At 71.5% G+C, this 15,417-nt stretch carries 12 protein-coding genes; 4 read left to right on the top strand and 8 right to left on the bottom strand.

The annotated features are described in order from the left end of the window. Positions 1 to 304: 304 nt before the first annotated feature. Positions 305 to 709 (top strand): hypothetical protein, encoded by a 405-nt coding sequence (locus AB0D74_RS10395; RefSeq protein WP_362582792.1) that lies wholly within the window; start codon positions 305 to 307, stop codon positions 707 to 709. A gap of 23 nt (positions 710 to 732) precedes the next feature. On the opposite strand, the gene AB0D74_RS10390 is transcribed toward AB0D74_RS10395, so the two are convergent. From AB0D74_RS10390 to AB0D74_RS10375, 4 genes are all read right to left on the bottom strand, one after another. After that, positions 733 to 1,524 carry a DUF5995 family protein gene (locus AB0D74_RS10390; protein ID WP_362582789.1) on the bottom strand — a complete coding sequence of 264 codons (792 nt, stop codon included), beginning with the start codon at positions 1,522 to 1,524 and terminating at the stop codon, positions 733 to 735. Between the two features lie 90 nt (positions 1,525 to 1,614). Continuing rightward, entirely contained in the window at positions 1,615 to 2,523 is a 909-nt protein-coding gene (locus AB0D74_RS10385; protein ID WP_362582785.1) for an MBL fold metallo-hydrolase, read from the bottom strand. A gap of 121 nt (positions 2,524 to 2,644) precedes the next feature. Next, the gene (locus tag AB0D74_RS10380; RefSeq protein ID WP_362582782.1) at positions 2,645 to 3,427 is read right to left on the bottom strand and encodes a VOC family protein; all 783 of its coding nucleotides are present in this window, start codon (positions 3,425 to 3,427) and stop codon (positions 2,645 to 2,647) included. A gap of 121 nt (positions 3,428 to 3,548) precedes the next feature. Continuing rightward, positions 3,549 to 4,850 carry an amidohydrolase family protein gene (locus AB0D74_RS10375; RefSeq protein WP_362582779.1) on the bottom strand — a complete coding sequence of 434 codons (1,302 nt, stop codon included), beginning with the start codon at positions 4,848 to 4,850 and terminating at the stop codon, positions 3,549 to 3,551. A 170-nt stretch (positions 4,851 to 5,020) separates the two neighbouring features. Between AB0D74_RS10375 and AB0D74_RS10370 the strand changes: the two genes are divergently transcribed. Then, positions 5,021 to 5,449 (top strand): Lrp/AsnC family transcriptional regulator, encoded by a 429-nt coding sequence (locus AB0D74_RS10370; protein ID WP_362582776.1) that lies wholly within the window; start codon positions 5,021 to 5,023, stop codon positions 5,447 to 5,449. Position 5,450: 1 nt separating this feature from the next. Here AB0D74_RS10370 and AB0D74_RS10365 read toward each other — a convergent pair whose 3' ends face one another. The 3 genes from AB0D74_RS10365 to AB0D74_RS10355 all read right to left on the bottom strand — a co-directional run bounded on the left by AB0D74_RS10365 (position 5,451) and on the right by AB0D74_RS10355 (position 8,654). Then, positions 5,451 to 6,650 carry an aminotransferase class I/II-fold pyridoxal phosphate-dependent enzyme gene (locus AB0D74_RS10365; protein WP_362582773.1) on the bottom strand — a complete coding sequence of 400 codons (1,200 nt, stop codon included), beginning with the start codon at positions 6,648 to 6,650 and terminating at the stop codon, positions 5,451 to 5,453. A 154-nt stretch (positions 6,651 to 6,804) separates the two neighbouring features. Further along, positions 6,805 to 7,650, bottom strand: a complete 846-nt coding sequence (locus AB0D74_RS10360; protein ID WP_362583099.1) for a PhzF family phenazine biosynthesis protein — start codon at positions 7,648 to 7,650, stop codon at positions 6,805 to 6,807. Positions 7,651 to 7,814: 164 nt separating this feature from the next. Then, complete coding sequence (locus tag AB0D74_RS10355) at positions 7,815 to 8,654, bottom strand: isocitrate lyase/phosphoenolpyruvate mutase family protein (protein WP_362582769.1); 840 nt, start codon at positions 8,652 to 8,654, stop codon at positions 7,815 to 7,817. A gap of 95 nt (positions 8,655 to 8,749) precedes the next feature. On the opposite strand from AB0D74_RS10355, the gene AB0D74_RS10350 reads away from it, so the two are divergent. Next, positions 8,750 to 11,038, top strand: a complete 2,289-nt coding sequence (locus AB0D74_RS10350) for an ATP-dependent RecD-like DNA helicase (RefSeq protein WP_362582766.1) — start codon at positions 8,750 to 8,752, stop codon at positions 11,036 to 11,038. A gap of 178 nt (positions 11,039 to 11,216) precedes the next feature. Continuing rightward, positions 11,217 to 12,506, top strand: a complete 1,290-nt coding sequence (locus tag AB0D74_RS10345; protein WP_362582763.1) for a citrate synthase — start codon at positions 11,217 to 11,219, stop codon at positions 12,504 to 12,506. A 556-nt stretch (positions 12,507 to 13,062) separates the two neighbouring features. Here the strand turns inward: AB0D74_RS10345 and AB0D74_RS10340 are convergent. Then, positions 13,063 to 15,342, bottom strand: coding sequence for a heavy metal translocating P-type ATPase (locus AB0D74_RS10340; RefSeq protein ID WP_362582759.1), 2,280 nt, complete (start codon positions 15,340 to 15,342; stop codon positions 13,063 to 13,065). Between the last annotated feature and the right edge of the window lie 75 nt (positions 15,343 to 15,417).

Here is a 15,417-nt window from a genome sequence, read left to right as displayed (position 1 = left end):
TCCTCGTGGAATCGATTACACGACTTCGTGTACCGAGGATTGGAATCGATTACACGCCGATGGCGCAAGGCCCCGGCGATGGCCGAAATCCAATCGTGACCGGAGGGCGGGCCGGTGTTCCTGACGGTCTGCGTCCGGGACCTCGTCCTGCGCATACTGGGGTGCGGTCCGGCCTGCATCCCCGCCTTCCTCCAGGCGGTCACGAACGGAGGCCGGGAGCGGCTCGCCGGACGAGTGGCGGTCCTGGCAGTGACGGGTGGTGTGGGCTGTGGGAAGGGTCGAAGGGCTCTGGAAGGCCGGCGAAATGCCGTTTCACGACGGGCTGTACCGGTCGGACGACACCGGCCTGGAGCTGTATGTCGAGGGTCCCGGGGCCTACCACCCTGACGCCGGGCAGCCGGTCCCCTTCCGCGTCGGGGGACCGTTCGACGTGGCCCGGGCCATCGAGGCGCACGGCGTCACCGGGGTGGACACCTGCTTCGAGAGCCCGCTGCCGGACGGATCGGGTTGGCTGTCCGGCGGGGGCGGCGGGATGGGCAACATCGGCTACCTGGCACGCCTCGGCGCCGACCGTTCACTGAGGTGGGTCGCCATGATGTTCCACTCCAACCCGTTCGTCGGAGTGCACTACGAGGGCCCGCACACGGTCGTCACCAACGACTGGGGTAACCGGATGACGCTCGACCTCACGGGCTCGGTCCTCGGCTGACCCCCGCCCGTCGCCCGGGGGCCTCACCCCGTGGTGCCCTGCCGGGCGGTGGAGGTCTCCTGCACGGCGCTGTCCAGGTGACGGACGACGGCCGGGACGTCGGCGCTCTCGGTGTGCCGGATCAGTTCCAGGGCCGGGCGGACGATGCCGCCGGGCCGTGCGATCAGCCGGGCGAGCACGGTGGCCCGGGTGTCGAGCCGTTCGACGGTGGCCGCGCGCTCCGCCTCGTTCTGCCCGGCCAGCAGGACGGCGTTGTACCAGGCCTCCTGGCGGGACTCGCGGACGCTGAAGTCGAGGATCCGCTCGTCGGTGCGGCCACCGACCTTGTCCAGCAGCGACAGCAGGGGCGACAGGGCGTCGACGGAGTCCTGCACCGCCAGCACCACCCGCGCGAGGATGTCGTTGATCAGCAGGAAGTCGTGGCGCAGGACCTGGATGTCCTGGTCCGGGACGGTCGCCGCGGCGGCGATCGCCAGGTCGAGGTTGATGTGCGCGTTCACGCCGAGGACCAGGTGCTGGACGATGACCGTGTCGGCGTCGTCCAGCAGCCCGAACGTCTCGCGCCAGCAGCGCGGCCCGCTCCGGTCCCGGCGCCAGGCGTCGTACGCGTCGAAGTAGCGGTTGCCGAAGAGCGTGTCGAAGCGGTCCATGCGGGGGCCGTCGTCGAACTGCCCGCTGTGTATGGCGGCGCGTATCTCGACGGTCACCTGCCGGTACAGCGCCGCGAAGTACCCGATCCGGTCACCCGTGCGCTCGGCCTCCCGCACGATCCCGGCGAGTCCGTCCACGACATCGTCGATGTTCTGTGCCGTCATGCCCAACTCCCCTTGCCGGCGGGACCGGTACGCAGCCCTGTCCTACCACCGCGCGGCGCCGGACGGGGGGTGAACCCGGGAGACGGGGGTTCACCAGCGGACTGCGGTGAAGTCCACCGGACGGGGCCGGAGTTCGCGGGTGCGGGCCGCCAGATGCCGTAGTCGCGCGGCCATTTCCTCGTGGGGGAGGTGACGGCGGTCGCCGTGTCCCGGCAGCAGCCACTCGAAGCGCAGCCCCTCGGTGGCGGCCCGGGTCAGCGAGGCGGCCAGTTCGCGGACGGAGTACCAGGTGACGCTGTCGACCACCTCGACGTCCGCCGTCGTACGCGACCAGTAGAAGCTGTCGCCGCTGAAGCAGTACCGCCCGTCGGCGAGGTAGAGCACGCTGCCCCGGGTGTGCCCGGGGAAGGGGAGGGCGAGGACGCCGTCGGCGATCTCGGCCGGTTCGGTGCCGCGCAGGACCCGGTCGGCGTCCGGGGCGGCGGCGAGGTCGCCCTCGTGGATCCAGAGCCGGGCGCCGAACCGGTCGGCGTAGCGGCGGCCGTGCGCGGCGTGGTCGCGGTGGGTGAGGAGTACGTCGGTGACGGACCCCGGCGCCTCGTAGCGGGCGGCGAGTGCCGGGCTCCAGCGGGGGGTGTCGACCAACATCGACGTACCGTCGGGGCGGCGCAGGAGGTAGGAGTTGGCTCCGGCGGTGTGCGGCGAGTTGTGCCCGCACAGCAGCACGGCGCCGGTGTCGGCGCCGGTGTCGTCCAGGGGCATCGGGAACGGGTCCCGTGCCGGGTCGAGCCGCCCTCCCGGAGGCCGCACGGACCGGGTGGGGCAGGCGTGCGCCGCCGCGTGCAGAAGCTTCGCCTCCGCCGCGTCGCGGGGCTGGCGCAGTACGGCCGAGCGCCCCGCCACTTCCCCGACGAGCCCCGGGGCGAGCTGCCTCGCCACGTCGCAGTTCGTGCAGCGCCCGTCCACCCGCCAGCCGTGCTCGGCCTGCCCGGTCCCCATGTCCCCGTCCCCTTCCGTTCCGGTACCGCCGGTCACCTCAGGGGTATCCCGGGCGGTTCGGAAAGCGGAAGGGGGCCGGGTTCTGGTGCTTTCGGGAAGGTGTTGCTCTGCCGTCGGCGGCTCACATGGGCTTCGGCTTGAACACCGCGAAGGTCGCGCCCTGCGGGTCGGCGACCACGGCCATGCGGCCGGCCATCATCTCGAACGGCGGCTGGAACACCGTGCCGTTGCGCTTGACCAGGGCGTCCACGGTGGAGTCGACGTCGTCGACCGCGAAGTAGGTGAGCCAGTGCGGCGGGACGCCGGGGCGGTCGTCGCCGAGCTGGGCGGCGCCGCCGACGCCCCGGTCGCCGACGTTCAGCGACCAGTAGTTCCCGCCGGCGCCCTCCATCGGCTGGATCTCGATCCCGAAGGACTCGCCGTAGAAGCCGGTGGCGCCGGGCACGTCGCTGGTGTTCAGCTCGTTCCAGATCAGCGCGCCCGGCTCGTTGACCACGCCCGCGCCGTGGAAGTCGCCCGGCTGCCACACCCCGAACACCGCGCCCTGCGGATCGGCGGCGATCAGCATCCGGCCGATGTCGCCGACGTCCATCACCGGGGCGATCAGCGTGCCGCCCGCCGAGACGATCGTGTCCTGGGTGGCCTGTGCGTCGGTGCTGGCCAGATAGGTGGTCCAGACGGTCGGCGGCTCCGGCTGCCCCTCGGGCGCCATGGCCGAGCCGATGCCGGCCACCGGCTTGCCCTGAAGCGTGCAGACCGCGTAGCCGCCGAAGTCGGCCCCGCCGACCTCGCCCTGCCAGCCGAACAGGTCACGGTAGAAGTCCAGCGCGGCCTGCTGGTCCTGCGCCATCAGATCGACCCAGCACGGGGTCCCGGTCGGGTACGGAGTAGTGACTTCGGGCATCTCGGGTTCTCCCTGCGCGCGAAAAATTTCCCCGCCGCCCACCATCACCGTCCTGGCCGGTTCTCGCCACCGGAACGGCCGGATTTTTACGGTCGGCGCACCGTCCCGGCTGCGGTCACGGTCACGCCGTCTTCGGCTGCGGGTGCCAGGTGCCGTCCAGCGGGACGCCGGCCGCCGCCGCGACCCGGTCCCGGGACGCCAGCAGGCGGGCACGGAGCGCCCGCAGGTCGACGTCCACCAGGGCGCCGTCGCGCTTGACCACCCGGCCCGCGACGAGCACCGTGTCGACCAGGCCCGGGTGACCTGCGGCGACGACCGTGGCGGCCGGGTCGGTGACCGGGAAGACGGTGAGGTCGTCGGTGCGCAGCAGGATCACGTCGGCGTCCTTGCCGGGCGTGAGGCTGCCGGTGCGGGCGGCGAGGCCCAGGGCGTGGGCGCCGTCGACGGTGGCGAACTCCAGCAGGTCACGGGAGTCGAGGCCGCCGTCCAGGCCGCGCTGTACGACGTAGGCGGTGCGCATGGTGGAGAACAGGTCGCCGCCGACCGACGGGACGTCGTCCACGGAGAGCGTCGGGCGCAGGCCGGCGGCCAGCATCCGGCCGGTCATCGGCCACCCGAACCCCATCTTCAGCTCGACGTCCGGGCTGACGGACACGGTGGCGCCGGCGTCGGCGAGCATCCGCAGCTCGTCGTCGCCGAGCCCGTTGGCGTGCACGAACGTCGTGGTGTCCCGCAGCAGGCCGTGCTCGTGCAGGTCGGCGACCGGGCGCCGGATCCCCTCGGACTCGACGTGCAGGCTGCTCCGCAGGCCGAGTTCGGCCGCCAGCTCCAGCTCGGCGGCGACGGTGCCGAAGGAGGTGTCCTCCGCGCCGCGCAGTCCGAACGCCATGGTGAGCAGCGCGTCGTCCCCGGAGAGCACGGACCGCACGCGGCGGATCTCGGCCTCGACCGAGCCGGTGGTGCCCCATCCCGCGCCGTGGCAGAAGACGGACCGCCCCGGCGCGTCCCGCAGCGCCGCGACCCCGGCGTCCGCGTGCTCGGGGCTCTGCGCGCAGTGGAACCAGTCGAGCATCGTGGTCACCCCGGAGTGCAGGGCTTCCAGGCGGCCCAGCAGGGTGCCCAGGTAGACGTCCTCGGGTCGGTACCGGGGCTTGAGCGTCCTGTGCATCGCCTGCGCCCACTCGGGGAACGTCCAGTCCGCGCCGACTCCGCGGAACGCGGTCTGCCAGGTGTGCCGGTGGGTGTCGACGAAGCCGGGCATGACGATCCGGTCGGTCGCGTCGATCACCTCGGCGTCCGGGGCGTCGACCGACTCGGCCACCGCGGCGATCACACCGTCCTCGATCAGCACGTCACCGCGTTCGAGATCGCCGACGGCCGGGTCCATGCTGACCACGGTGCCGCCGGTGAGCAGGATCCTCATCAGAGAACTCCTTCAGGAAAAGTTGGCTTTTGCCCTGATTGGCGATGCGGACAAGTCTTGCCGGGCGGCGCGTGGATGTAAGCCGATCCTGGCAACGTCGGCAGGAAATTGCGCCGGTGCGGGGCATCGGATTGTGGTAACCAGGGGCAGACGGGCAATAATCTGCCCCCATGGATGATGTGGATCGGTCCATCCTCTCCGTGCTCGAAGAGCACGGGCGGATCAGCAACGCCGAGCTCGCCGCGCGGGTCGGCCTGTCGCCGTCACCGTGCCTGCGGCGCGTGCACCGCCTGGAGGAGAGCGGGGTGATCCGCGGCTACCGGGCGGAGATCGACCCGGCGGCGGTCGGCCGCAGCCTCCGGGTGTTCGCGGGCGTCCGCCTGATGCGGCACAACCGCGGTGACGTGGCCGCGTTCGAACGCGCGGTCGTCCAGCTGTCCGAGGTGGTCCACGTCCACCACGTCACCGGCAACTACGACTACCTGCTCCAGGTCGAGGTCGCCGACCTGCCGGCCTACGAGGACTTCCACGCCAACCGGCTGGCCGACCTGCCCGGCGTCGCCACGGTGAGCAGCTACGTCACCATGAAGACGCTCTGACTCACGCGCGGGTGCCCTCGGCTCCCGGGCCCACCGCACCTTCCGCACCGGCCGCCGCGAGCACGTCGGCGACCAGGTCGGCCGTGTCCTCCGTGCCCGCGGCCAGCCGGACCAGGCCCGGCGGGACCGAGGCGCTGATCTGGTCCTCGCTGAGCATGCCGCGCCACATGGAGGCCGGGTGCACGGCCAGCGACTCCACGCCGCCGAGACTGGCCGACCGGCGGGCGTAGCGCAGCCGGCCGAGGAACGCGTCGGCCGCCTCGAAGCCGCCGGTGAACTCGATGCCCAGGACCCCGCCGAACCCGCTCATCTGACTGACCGCCAGCCGGTGCTGCGGGTGCGAGGCCAGGCCGGGATAGTGCACCCGGTGCACGGCCGGGTGGGCGTCCAGGGCTTCCGCGAGCGCCTGGCCGTTGGCGTTGTGCCGGGGCATCCGCAGCGGCAGGGTGCGCATCCCGCGCAGCAGCAGCCACGCGTCGAACGGCCCGAGCACGGCACCGGTGAGCAGGCCGGTGTCCCAGACCCGGTCGAGGAGCCGGGCCGGGCCGGCCAGCACGCCGGCGGAGACGTCGCTGTGGCCGTTGAGGTACTTGGTCGCGCTGTGCCAGACCAGGTCGACGCCGAAGTCCGCCGGGCGCTGGTTCAGCGGGGTGGCGAAGGTGTTGTCGGCCATCGTCAGGACGTCGTGCGCGCGGGCCAGGTCCGTGACGGCGCGCAGGTCGGTGACCTGGAGCAGCGGGTTGCTCGGGGTCTCCACCAGGATCAGGCGGGTCCGCGGGGTCAGCGCCTTCGCGAACGCGGCCGGATCGGTCTGGTCGACCAGTGTGGTCGTCACGCCGAACCGGGGCAGCAGGTTCAGCAGGACCGAGGCCGTACCGCCGTACGTCGACCGCTGCCCGACGACATGGTCACCGGCACAGACCAGGGCCAGTACGGCGGTGGTGAGCGCGGCCATTCCCGACGCGGTCACCATGGCCGCCTCGGTCCCCTCCAGCTCCGCGACGACGGCCGCGACCTGGGCGTGGTTCGGGTTGCCGAAGCGGGTGTAGAAGTCCTGGCCGCGCGGCTCGACGGCGGCCCGCGCGAACGTGTCGCCGTCCGGGGCCGAGAAGGCCGCCGTCTGGTAGATGGGCGTCGCCACGGCGCGCTGCGGAAGAACCCCGCGATCGGCGTGGACGGTGACTGTGCTGCTGCCCGGCATGGTGGCGTGCCCTTCCGTGGTCGGTCGGTGTGACGTGGTGAAGGGTGACCGACGGACACGTCGAAACGAGCGACGCACGGCAAGATTGGCAGCATGTTGCGCCCCGGTCGGGGCGCAGGATTGTGCTAGAGGGAGGAATCACGCAATTCTGTGCTCAGATCCTGATCGTGCCGCGGATGCACACGCTGGTGGCACCGCTCACCCACACCGTGCCGTCCGCGTCCGCGCTGACCTCGATGGTCGCGGCCCGTCCCACGCGCGCGCCCTGCGAGACCCGGTAGGCGGCGGGAGCCGCGCCGGTCGCGGTGAGCCACTGCCCGACGGCGGCGTTCATGCTGCCGCAGGCCGGGTCCTCGGGCACCCCGCAGCGCGGCGCGAAGGTCCGCATCTCGAAGTCGTACGGGGAGCCCTCCGGGTAGGCCCCGATCGCGCCGACCATCGCGTCCGGGATGCGGGAGAGGTCGGGTTCGAGGGCGAGCACCTCCTCGGCCGTGGCCAGCCGGACCACGGCCCACCCCGGCCCGTTGTCGACCCACTGGTGGGCGAGGACCCGGTCCCGTGCGATGCCGAACGCGCCGGTGATCCGCTCCAGGTACCCGTCGTCGAGCACGCCGTCCCGCACCAGCGGCGGTGCGGCGAAGGACAGCACGCCCTCCCCGCGGCGCACGGTGACCGGCCCGGCACCGCACTCCTGCACGATCCGGTCCGCGTGCCGCGGCACACCGCCGCCGTCCAGCCACGCGCGCGCCGATCCGAGCGTGGGGTGCCCGGCGAACGGCAGCTCGCCGTCCGGCGTGAAGATCCGCAGCCGGTAGTCGGCCCCGGCGACGGTGGGGGCCACCACGAACGTGGTCTCGGACAGGTTCGTCCACCGGGCCACGAGCTGCATCTGCTCATCCGTCAGATCGGCCCCGTCGAGGACGACCGCGACCGGATTGCCGAGATAGGGCTGCGTCGAGAACACGTCGACCTGGACGAACGAGCGGTTGCGCGGCGGCATGGTCAGCACGGCCTTTCGTCGGCGGAATCAGCGCCATCACACCAGGTTCCCGTGCCGCCGGGACATGGCCAGTCCGCGGAAGGTGGACCGGACCACCGTGGCGGCCGGCTCGCGCCCCGGGCCCGGACGACGGCGACAACCGCGGAGAGACAGGCCCGCACGCGTCACCCGGACCGGCGCCCCAGCAGGTCGTTGAGGTCGCCGTAGTCCAGTCCGCCGGTCAGGGACTCGTAGGTGCCGGTCTCCAGCAGTTCCCGCGCGGCCCTGCGGACCGCCGCGTGCGCGGCCTGGGCGATGGCGGAGCCGGTGCTGACGCGGGCGACGCCGAGTGCGGCGAGGTCGGCGACCGGGGGTGCGCCGGGGCCCGCCATGACGTTGAGGGGGCCGTCGATGCCCGCGACGAGCGCCTTGACGGTGTCGGGGTCGACGGCTCCGGGGACGAAGATCCCGTCGGCGCCCGCGGCGAGGAACGCCGAGGCCCGTTCCAGGGTCTCGGCGACCGCGCCGGCGCCGCTGAGGAACGTGTCGATGCGGGCGTTGACGAACAGCGGTACGCCCGCCGCGTCCGCGGCCTCGCGGGCGGCGGCGATGCGTTCGGCCTGTTCGGCGACCGCTCGCAGGGGACCCTCGCCGCTTCCGTACAGCGCGTCCTCGATGTTGACGCCGATCGCGCCCGCGGCGATCACCGCGCGGACCGTGTCGCCGACGCCCGCGGCGTCCGGCGCGTACCCGGTCTCGATGTCGGCGGTCACCGGCACCCGTACCGCCTCGGCGATGCGCGCGACCGCGGTGAGCGCCCGGTCGCGGTCGAGGCGGTCGCCGTCCGCCGCGCCCAGGGCCCAGGCCAGGCCCGCGCTCGTGGTGGCGACCGCGGCGGCGCCCGCGTCCTCGACGAGGCGGGCGCTCGTGACGTCCCAGGCGTTCGGCAGGACGAGCGGACGCCCGGGGACGTGGCGGGCACGGAAGGCGAGGGCCAGGTCACGGAGGAGGTGATTCGTCGTCATGGGGACGACTCAACCACCCGGCCCCGGGCCACGGCTGGCAGGAATCCGACATGGATGCGGAGGGCGCTGTCAGAGCCCACCGGTACCGTCGGATCATGGCTCAGCAGACGGAGACCCCGACAGGCGAACGACGACTTGCCACCGTCGAAGGCGTGCTCGAACGCATCACCTACGCCAACGAGGAGAACGGGTACACGGTCGCCCGCGTCGACACCGGCAGAGGCGCCGGTGACCTGCTCACGGTCGTCGGGGCGCTGCTCGGTGCGCAGGTGGGGGAGTCGCTGCGGATGGAGGGGCGGTGGGGGTCGCATCCGCAGTACGGGAAGCAGTTCACCGTCGAGAACTACACGACCGTGCTGCCGGCCACCGTCCAGGGGATCCGGCGGTATCTGGGATCCGGGCTGGTCAAGGGCATCGGGCCGGTGTTCGCCGACCGGATCACCCAGCACTTCGGGGTGGACACCCTCCGCATCATCGAGGAGGAGCCGAAGCGGCTCGTCGAGGTGCCGGGGCTCGGGCCGAAGCGGACGAAGAAGATCGCCGACGCCTGGGAGGAGCAGAAGGCGATCAAGGAGGTCATGCTCTTCCTCCAGACCGTCGAGGTGTCGACGTCGATCGCCGTGCGGATCTACAAGAAGTACGGGGACGCGTCGATCTCCGTCGTGAAGAACCAGCCGTACCGGCTCGCCGCCGACGTGTGGGGCATCGGGTTCCTGACCGCCGACAAGATCGCCCAGTCGGTGGGGATCCCGCACGACAGCCCGGAGCGGGTGAAGGCGGGGCTCCAGTACGCGCTGTCCCAGTCCGCCGACCAGGGGCACTGCTACCTGCCCGAGGAGCGGCTCATCGCGGACGCGGTCAAGCTGCTCCAGGTCGACACCGGCCTTGTCATCGACTGTCTCGGCGAGTTGGCCGCGCCGCCCGAGGACGGGGAGGACCCGGGTGTCGTACGGGAGAAGGTCCCCGGCCCGGACCCGGACGCCGAACCCGTCACCGCCGTCTACCTCGTCCCCTTCCACCGGGCCGAAGCCGCCCTCGCCGCCCAGCTGCTGCGCCTGCTCCGCACCGACGACGACCGGATGCCGTCGTTCCGGGACGTCGTCTGGGACAAGGCGCTCGGCTGGCTGAAGGACCGTACCGGCGTCGACCTCGCCCCCGAGCAGGAGGCCGCCGTCAGGCTGGCGCTGACCGAGAAGGTCGCGGTGCTGACGGGCGGGCCCGGCTGCGGCAAGTCGTTCACCGTGCGGTCGATCGTGGAGCTGGCGCGGGCGAAGAAGGCGAAGGTGGTGCTCGCCGCGCCGACCGGGCGGGCCGCCAAGCGGCTGGCCGAGCTGACCGGCGCCGAGGCGTCGACCGTGCACCGGCTCCTCGAACTGAAGCCGGGCGGGGACGCGGCCTACGACCGGGACCGGCCGCTCGACGCCGACCTGGTGGTGGTGGACGAGGCGTCGATGCTCGACCTGCTCCTCGCCAACAAGCTGGTCAAGGCCGTACCGCCCGGTGCGCACCTCCTCTTCGTGGGAGACGTGGACCAACTGCCCAGCGTCGGGGCGGGGGAGGTGCTGCGGGACCTGCTCGCCGACGGCGGCCCGATCCCCGCCGTCCGGCTCACCCAGGTCTTCCGGCAGGCCCAGCAGTCGGGCGTGGTGACCAACGCGCACCGGATCAACGCGGGACAACACCCCGTCACCGACGGCATGAAGGACTTCTTCCTCTTCGTGGAGGACGAGACGGAGGAGGCGGGCAGACTCGCCGTGGACGTCGCCGCCCGGCGCATTCCGGCCAAGTTCGGGCTCGACCCGCGGCGGGACGTACAGGTGCTCGCCCCCATGCACCGCGGACCGGCCGGCGCCGGCGTGCTCAACGGCCTGCTCCAGCAGGTCATCACCCCGGCCCGGCCCGAGCTGCCCGAAAAGCGGTTCGGCGGGCGGGTGTTCAGGGTCGGCGACAAGGTCACCCAGATCCGCAACAACTACGAGAAGGGCGAGAACGGCGTCTTCAACGGCACCGTGGGCGTGGTCACCTCGCTGGACCCGGTCGACCAGCGCCTCACGGTGCTGACCGACGAGGACGAGGAGGTGCCGTACGAATTCGACGAACTGGACGAACTGGCGCACGCCTACGCGGTGACCATCCACCGTTCACAGGGGAGTGAATATCCCGCGGTGGTGATCCCGGTCACCACGGGAGCGTGGATGATGCTGCAGCGGAACCTGCTCTACACGGCGGTCACCCGGGCCAAGAACCTCGTCGTCCTCGTCGGTTCGCGCAAGGCGATCGGCCAGGCGGTACGCACGGTGTCGGCAGGTCGGCGCTGTACGGCACTGGACTTCCGGCTCGGCCGGAGCGATCTCCGGAAAAATGATCGATCAAATGAGTCGTGAAGGTCACAGAGCCCTTCCAGATGACGAGACGAGGGGGCAGGATGAGCGGGTTGGCGGCACTGAGTGCCGCCGATGGGCCCAACGGTCGACCCCGAGTGCACTCTCCTGAGCCAAATGGGGGATGGTAGAGACAGTCAGGGCACCTCGAAGATGAGGCACTACGTCGGTGAGGGAAGACGTGAGCGACAACTCTGTAGTACTGCGGTACGGCGACGGCGAGTACACCTACCCGGTGGTCGACAGCACCGTCGGTGACAAGGGCTTCGACATCGGGAAGCTCCGGGCGCAGACCGGCCTTGTGACCCTGGACAGCGGCTACGGCAACACCGCTGCCTACAAATCCGCCGTCACCTACCTCGACGGCGAGGCGGGCATCCTTCGGTACCGCGGATACCCCATCGAGCAGCTGGCCGAGCGCTCCACCTTCCTGGAGGTGGCCTACCTGCTGATCAACGGTGAGCTGCCGACCGTGGACGAGCTCACCACGTTCAAGAACGAGATCACGCGGCACACGCTGCTGCACGAGGACGTCAAGAACTTCTACCGCGGTTTCCCGCGGGACGCGCACCCGATGGCCATGCTGTCGTCGGTGGTCTCCGCGCTGTCCACCTTCTATCAGGACAGCCACAACCCGTTCGACGCGAAGCAGCGCGACCTCTCCACCATCCGCCTGCTCGCCAAGCTTCCGACCATCGCCGCGTACGCGTACAAGAAGTCGGTCGGCCACCCGTTCGTCTACCCGCGCAACGACCTCTCCTACGTGGAGAACTTCCTGCGCATGACGTTCTCGGTGCCGGCGCAGGACTACGAGCTGGACCCGGTCGTCGTCTCGGCGCTGGACAAGCTGCTCATCCTGCACGCGGACCACGAGCAGAACTGTTCGACGTCGACGGTCCGCCTGGTCGGCTCGTCGCAGGCGAACATGTTCGCGTCGATCTCCGCCGGTATCTCCGCGCTCTGGGGCCCGCTGCACGGCGGCGCCAACCAGTCCGTCCTGGAGATGCTGGAGGGCATCCAGGCCAACGGCGGCGACGTCGACTCGTTCATCACCAAGGTGAAGAACAAGGAGGACGGCGTCCGTCTGATGGGCTTCGGCCACCGGGTCTACAAGTCCTTCGACCCGCGCGCCAAGATCATCAAGTCGGCCGCGCACGACGTCCTCTCGGCGCTCGGCAAGTCCGACGAGCTGCTGGACATCGCGCTGAAGCTGGAGGAGCACGCGCTCTCCGACGACTACTTCGTCTCGCGCAACCTCTACCCGAACGTCGACTTCTACACCGGCCTGATCTACCGCGCCATGGGCTTCCCGACCGAGATGTTCACGGTCCTGTTCGCCCTCGGCCGCCTCCCGGGCTGGATCGCCCAGTGGCAGGAAATGATCAAGGAGCCGGGCTCCCGCATCGGCCGCCCGCGCCAGATCTACACGGGCGTCGTGGAGCGTGACTTCGTGCCGGTCGAGGAGCGCTGAGCGCGCTAGCGACCATACGGGCACAGCAGAAGGCGCCCTGGAGCGCCGGTCCCCCCACGGGCCGGCGACCAGGGCGCCTTCCCGTGTCCCGGTGCGGATTCCCCCCACGGGATCCGGCCGGGCGCTCGGTACGGCAGCGCCTGAATCGCTGCTGTGTGCACAACGAGCAGAACTCGCCGTACTTGATCCAGTGATGCGGTGCGATCTGCCGGGACCCGTACGGCACGGGAGGGCCGCTCAAAGCTTCCCGTCGTACGTGCCCCGGCAACGCATCTCTGAGGAAGTCCCCCAAGACATCCCCAGATGCCAGGTCAGCGCCCCCCAAGACGCATCTCTGACATCGCCAACTTAGACCTTCGAACCCCTTCGATGGTTACGTTCACATCACTGTGATCTGCGTCTCTTGCATCTGTCCGATAGATGCGCAAGAGCCCCGATATGGTGATCGGAGCTCAAGCGTAAGGATGATGCGCGAGCCTTGTGAAGAGCTTATGTGAGGTGCGCGTTGGACTCTAGGGGGACTCATACATCCACTGGGCCGAACCGCCGGTAACTTTCAGCGGAAGGTGCGCAGCCGCAGGCTGTTGGTCACCACGAAGACCGACGAGAAAGCCATCGCGGCCCCGGCGATCATGGGATTGAGGAGGCCGGCGGCGGCCAGCGGGAGCGCGGCCACGTTGTAGCCGAAGGCCCAGCCGAGGTTCCCCTTGATGGTCGCGAGGGTCCGCCGGGAGAGCCGGATCGCGTCCGCCGCCACCCGCAGGTCCCCGCGCACCAGGGTCAGGTCGCCGGCCTCGATCGCCGCGTCCGTCCCGGTGCCCATCGCCAGCCCCAGATCGGCGGTGGCCAGCGCCGCCGCGTCGTTGACGCCGTCGCCGACCATCGCGACCGTCCGTCCCTCGCGCTGCAGCCGTCGTACGACGTCCACCTTCTCCTCGGGCAGCACCTCGGCGACGACCTCGGTGATCCCGACCGCCCGCGCGACCGATTCGGCCACCGCCCGGTTGTCCCCGGTCAGCAGCACCGGCGTCAGTCCGAGCGCGCGCAGCTCCCGGACCGCCTCGGCGCTGGTCTCCCTGACCGTGTCGGCGACGGCGAGGACGCCCCGGGCCCGCCCGTCCCAACCGGCCAGGACGGCCGTACGCCCCTCCTGCTCGGCCCGGGAGCGGGCCAGGGCCAACTCCTCGGGCACCACGTCGAAGAGGCGCCCCACGGCCACCTCACGGCCCTCCACGCGCCCCCGTACGCCCCGCCCGGGGACGTTCTCGAAATCCTCGACCGCGGGCAGCGTGCCGGTCCTCTCCGCCGCCCCCGTGGCGATCGCCCGGGCGACCGGATGCTCGGAGGCGTGTTCGAGGGCGCCCGCGAGCCGCAGCACCTCGTCCGCGTCGGCGTCCTGGACGGCGTACACCTCCTGGAGGCTCATCCGCCCGGTGGTGACCGTCCCGGTCTTGTCGAGCACGACGGTGTCGACCCGGCGCGTGGACTCCAGGACCTCCGGGCCCTTGATCAGGATGCCGAGCTGGGCGCCCCGTCCGGTGCCGACCATCAGCGCGGTCGGCGTGGCCAGGCCCAGGGCGCACGGGCAGGCGATGATCAGGACGGCGACGGCGGCCGTGAACGCGGCGGCGGTGTCCCCGGTGACGCCCAGCCAGACCCCGAAGGTGGCGAGCGCGACGACGATGACGGCCGGGACGAAGACCGCGGAGATCCGGTCGGCGAGCCGCTGCACCTCGGCCTTGCCGTTCTGCGCGTCCTCCACCAGCCGCGCCATCCGCGCGAGCTGCGTGTCCGCGCCGACCCGGGTCGCCGCGACGACCAGCCGCCCGCCGGCGTTCACGGTCGCGCCCGTGACGGCGTCCCCGACGGTCACGTCCACCGGCACGGACTCGCCGGTCAGCATCGACGCGTCCACCGCGGACGCCCCCTCGACCACGGTCCCGTCGGTGGCGACCTTCTCCCCGGGCCGTACGACGAACCGGTCGCCGACCGCCAGGGACGCCACCGGAACCCGCACCTCACGGCCGTTCCGCAGCACCGCCACGTCCCGGGCGCCCAGCTCCAGCAGCGCCCGCAGGGCCGCCCCCGCGCGCCGCTTGGAGCGTGCCTCCAGGTAGCGGCCGAGCAGGATCAGCGCGACGACCCCGGAGGCCACCTCCAGGTAGATCGTGGACGCGCTGTCCATCCGGGAGACGGTGAACCGGAACTCGTCGTGCATCCCGGCCATGCCCGCGTCGCCGAAGAACAGCGCCCACAGCGACCAGCCGAACGCGGCCAGCGTGCCGACCGAGACCAGGGTGTCCATGGTGGCGGCGCCGTGCCGGGCGTTGGTCCAGGCGGCCCGGTGGAACGGCGCGCCGCCCCAGACCACGACCGGGGCGGCGAGCGTCAGCGACAGCCACTGCCAGTTGTCGAACTGGAGCGCCGGGACCATCGCGAGCAGCACGACCGGGGCGGCGAGCAGGACGGAGACCAGGAGGCGGTGGCGCAGGGCGGCGAGCTCGGGATCCCGCCCGGCCCCGGTCTCCTGTCCCGGCTCCTGTTCCGGCTCCGGGGGTGCGGGCTCCTCGGCGGTGTAGCCCGTCTTCACGACCGTGGCGATCAGGTCGGCGACCTGAACCCCCTGGGGGTATGTGACCTTCGCCTTCTCGGTCGCGTAGTTCACGGTGGCGGTGACGCCGTCCATGCGGTTGAGCTTCTTCTCGACCCGGGCGGCGCAGGAGGCGCAGGTCATCCCGCCGATGAGCAGCTCGACCTCGGACTCGCCGTCGGCCGGGCGTGGCAGGGCTATGGGTGTCGGTGTCTGCGCGGTGCTGGTGGTGGTGCTGGTCGTCATGTCCGGACTCCAGACAACGGACCGGACCGCACGGAGCCAGTATCAGCTGGTCGGCACGGTCCGGCGGGGAGATAC

The organism is Streptomyces sp. NPDC048278 (assembly GCF_040652195.1).
Taxonomy (GTDB): Bacteria; Actinomycetota; Actinomycetes; order Streptomycetales; family Streptomycetaceae; genus Streptomyces.
Note: the sequence above shows the minus strand (reverse complement) of the source record. Positions and strands in the feature narration are given on the sequence as shown.

What these genes read in the sequence shown, in the direction of transcription:
- AB0D74_RS10395 (WP_362582792.1), top strand. Translation starts at nt 305, where the DNA reads ATGCCGTTTCACGACGGGCTGTACCGGTCGGACGACACCGGCCTGGAG.
- AB0D74_RS10390 (WP_362582789.1), bottom strand. Translation starts at nt 1,524, where the DNA reads ATGACGGCACAGAACATCGACGATGTCGTGGACGGACTCGCCGGGATC.
- AB0D74_RS10385 (WP_362582785.1), bottom strand. Translation starts at nt 2,523, where the DNA reads ATGGGGACCGGGCAGGCCGAGCACGGCTGGCGGGTGGACGGGCGCTGC.
- AB0D74_RS10380 (WP_362582782.1), bottom strand. Translation starts at nt 3,427, where the DNA reads ATGCCCGAAGTCACTACTCCGTACCCGACCGGGACCCCGTGCTGGGTC.
- AB0D74_RS10375 (WP_362582779.1), bottom strand. Translation starts at nt 4,850, where the DNA reads ATGAGGATCCTGCTCACCGGCGGCACCGTGGTCAGCATGGACCCGGCC.
- AB0D74_RS10370 (WP_362582776.1), top strand. Translation starts at nt 5,021, where the DNA reads ATGGATGATGTGGATCGGTCCATCCTCTCCGTGCTCGAAGAGCACGGG.
- AB0D74_RS10365 (WP_362582773.1), bottom strand. Translation starts at nt 6,650, where the DNA reads ATGCCGGGCAGCAGCACAGTCACCGTCCACGCCGATCGCGGGGTTCTT.
- AB0D74_RS10360 (WP_362583099.1), bottom strand. Translation starts at nt 7,650, where the DNA reads ATGCCGCCGCGCAACCGCTCGTTCGTCCAGGTCGACGTGTTCTCGACG.
- AB0D74_RS10355 (WP_362582769.1), bottom strand. Translation starts at nt 8,654, where the DNA reads ATGACGACGAATCACCTCCTCCGTGACCTGGCCCTCGCCTTCCGTGCC.
- AB0D74_RS10350 (WP_362582766.1), top strand. Translation starts at nt 8,750, where the DNA reads ATGGCTCAGCAGACGGAGACCCCGACAGGCGAACGACGACTTGCCACC.
- AB0D74_RS10340 (WP_362582759.1), bottom strand. Translation starts at nt 15,342, where the DNA reads ATGACGACCAGCACCACCACCAGCACCGCGCAGACACCGACACCCATA.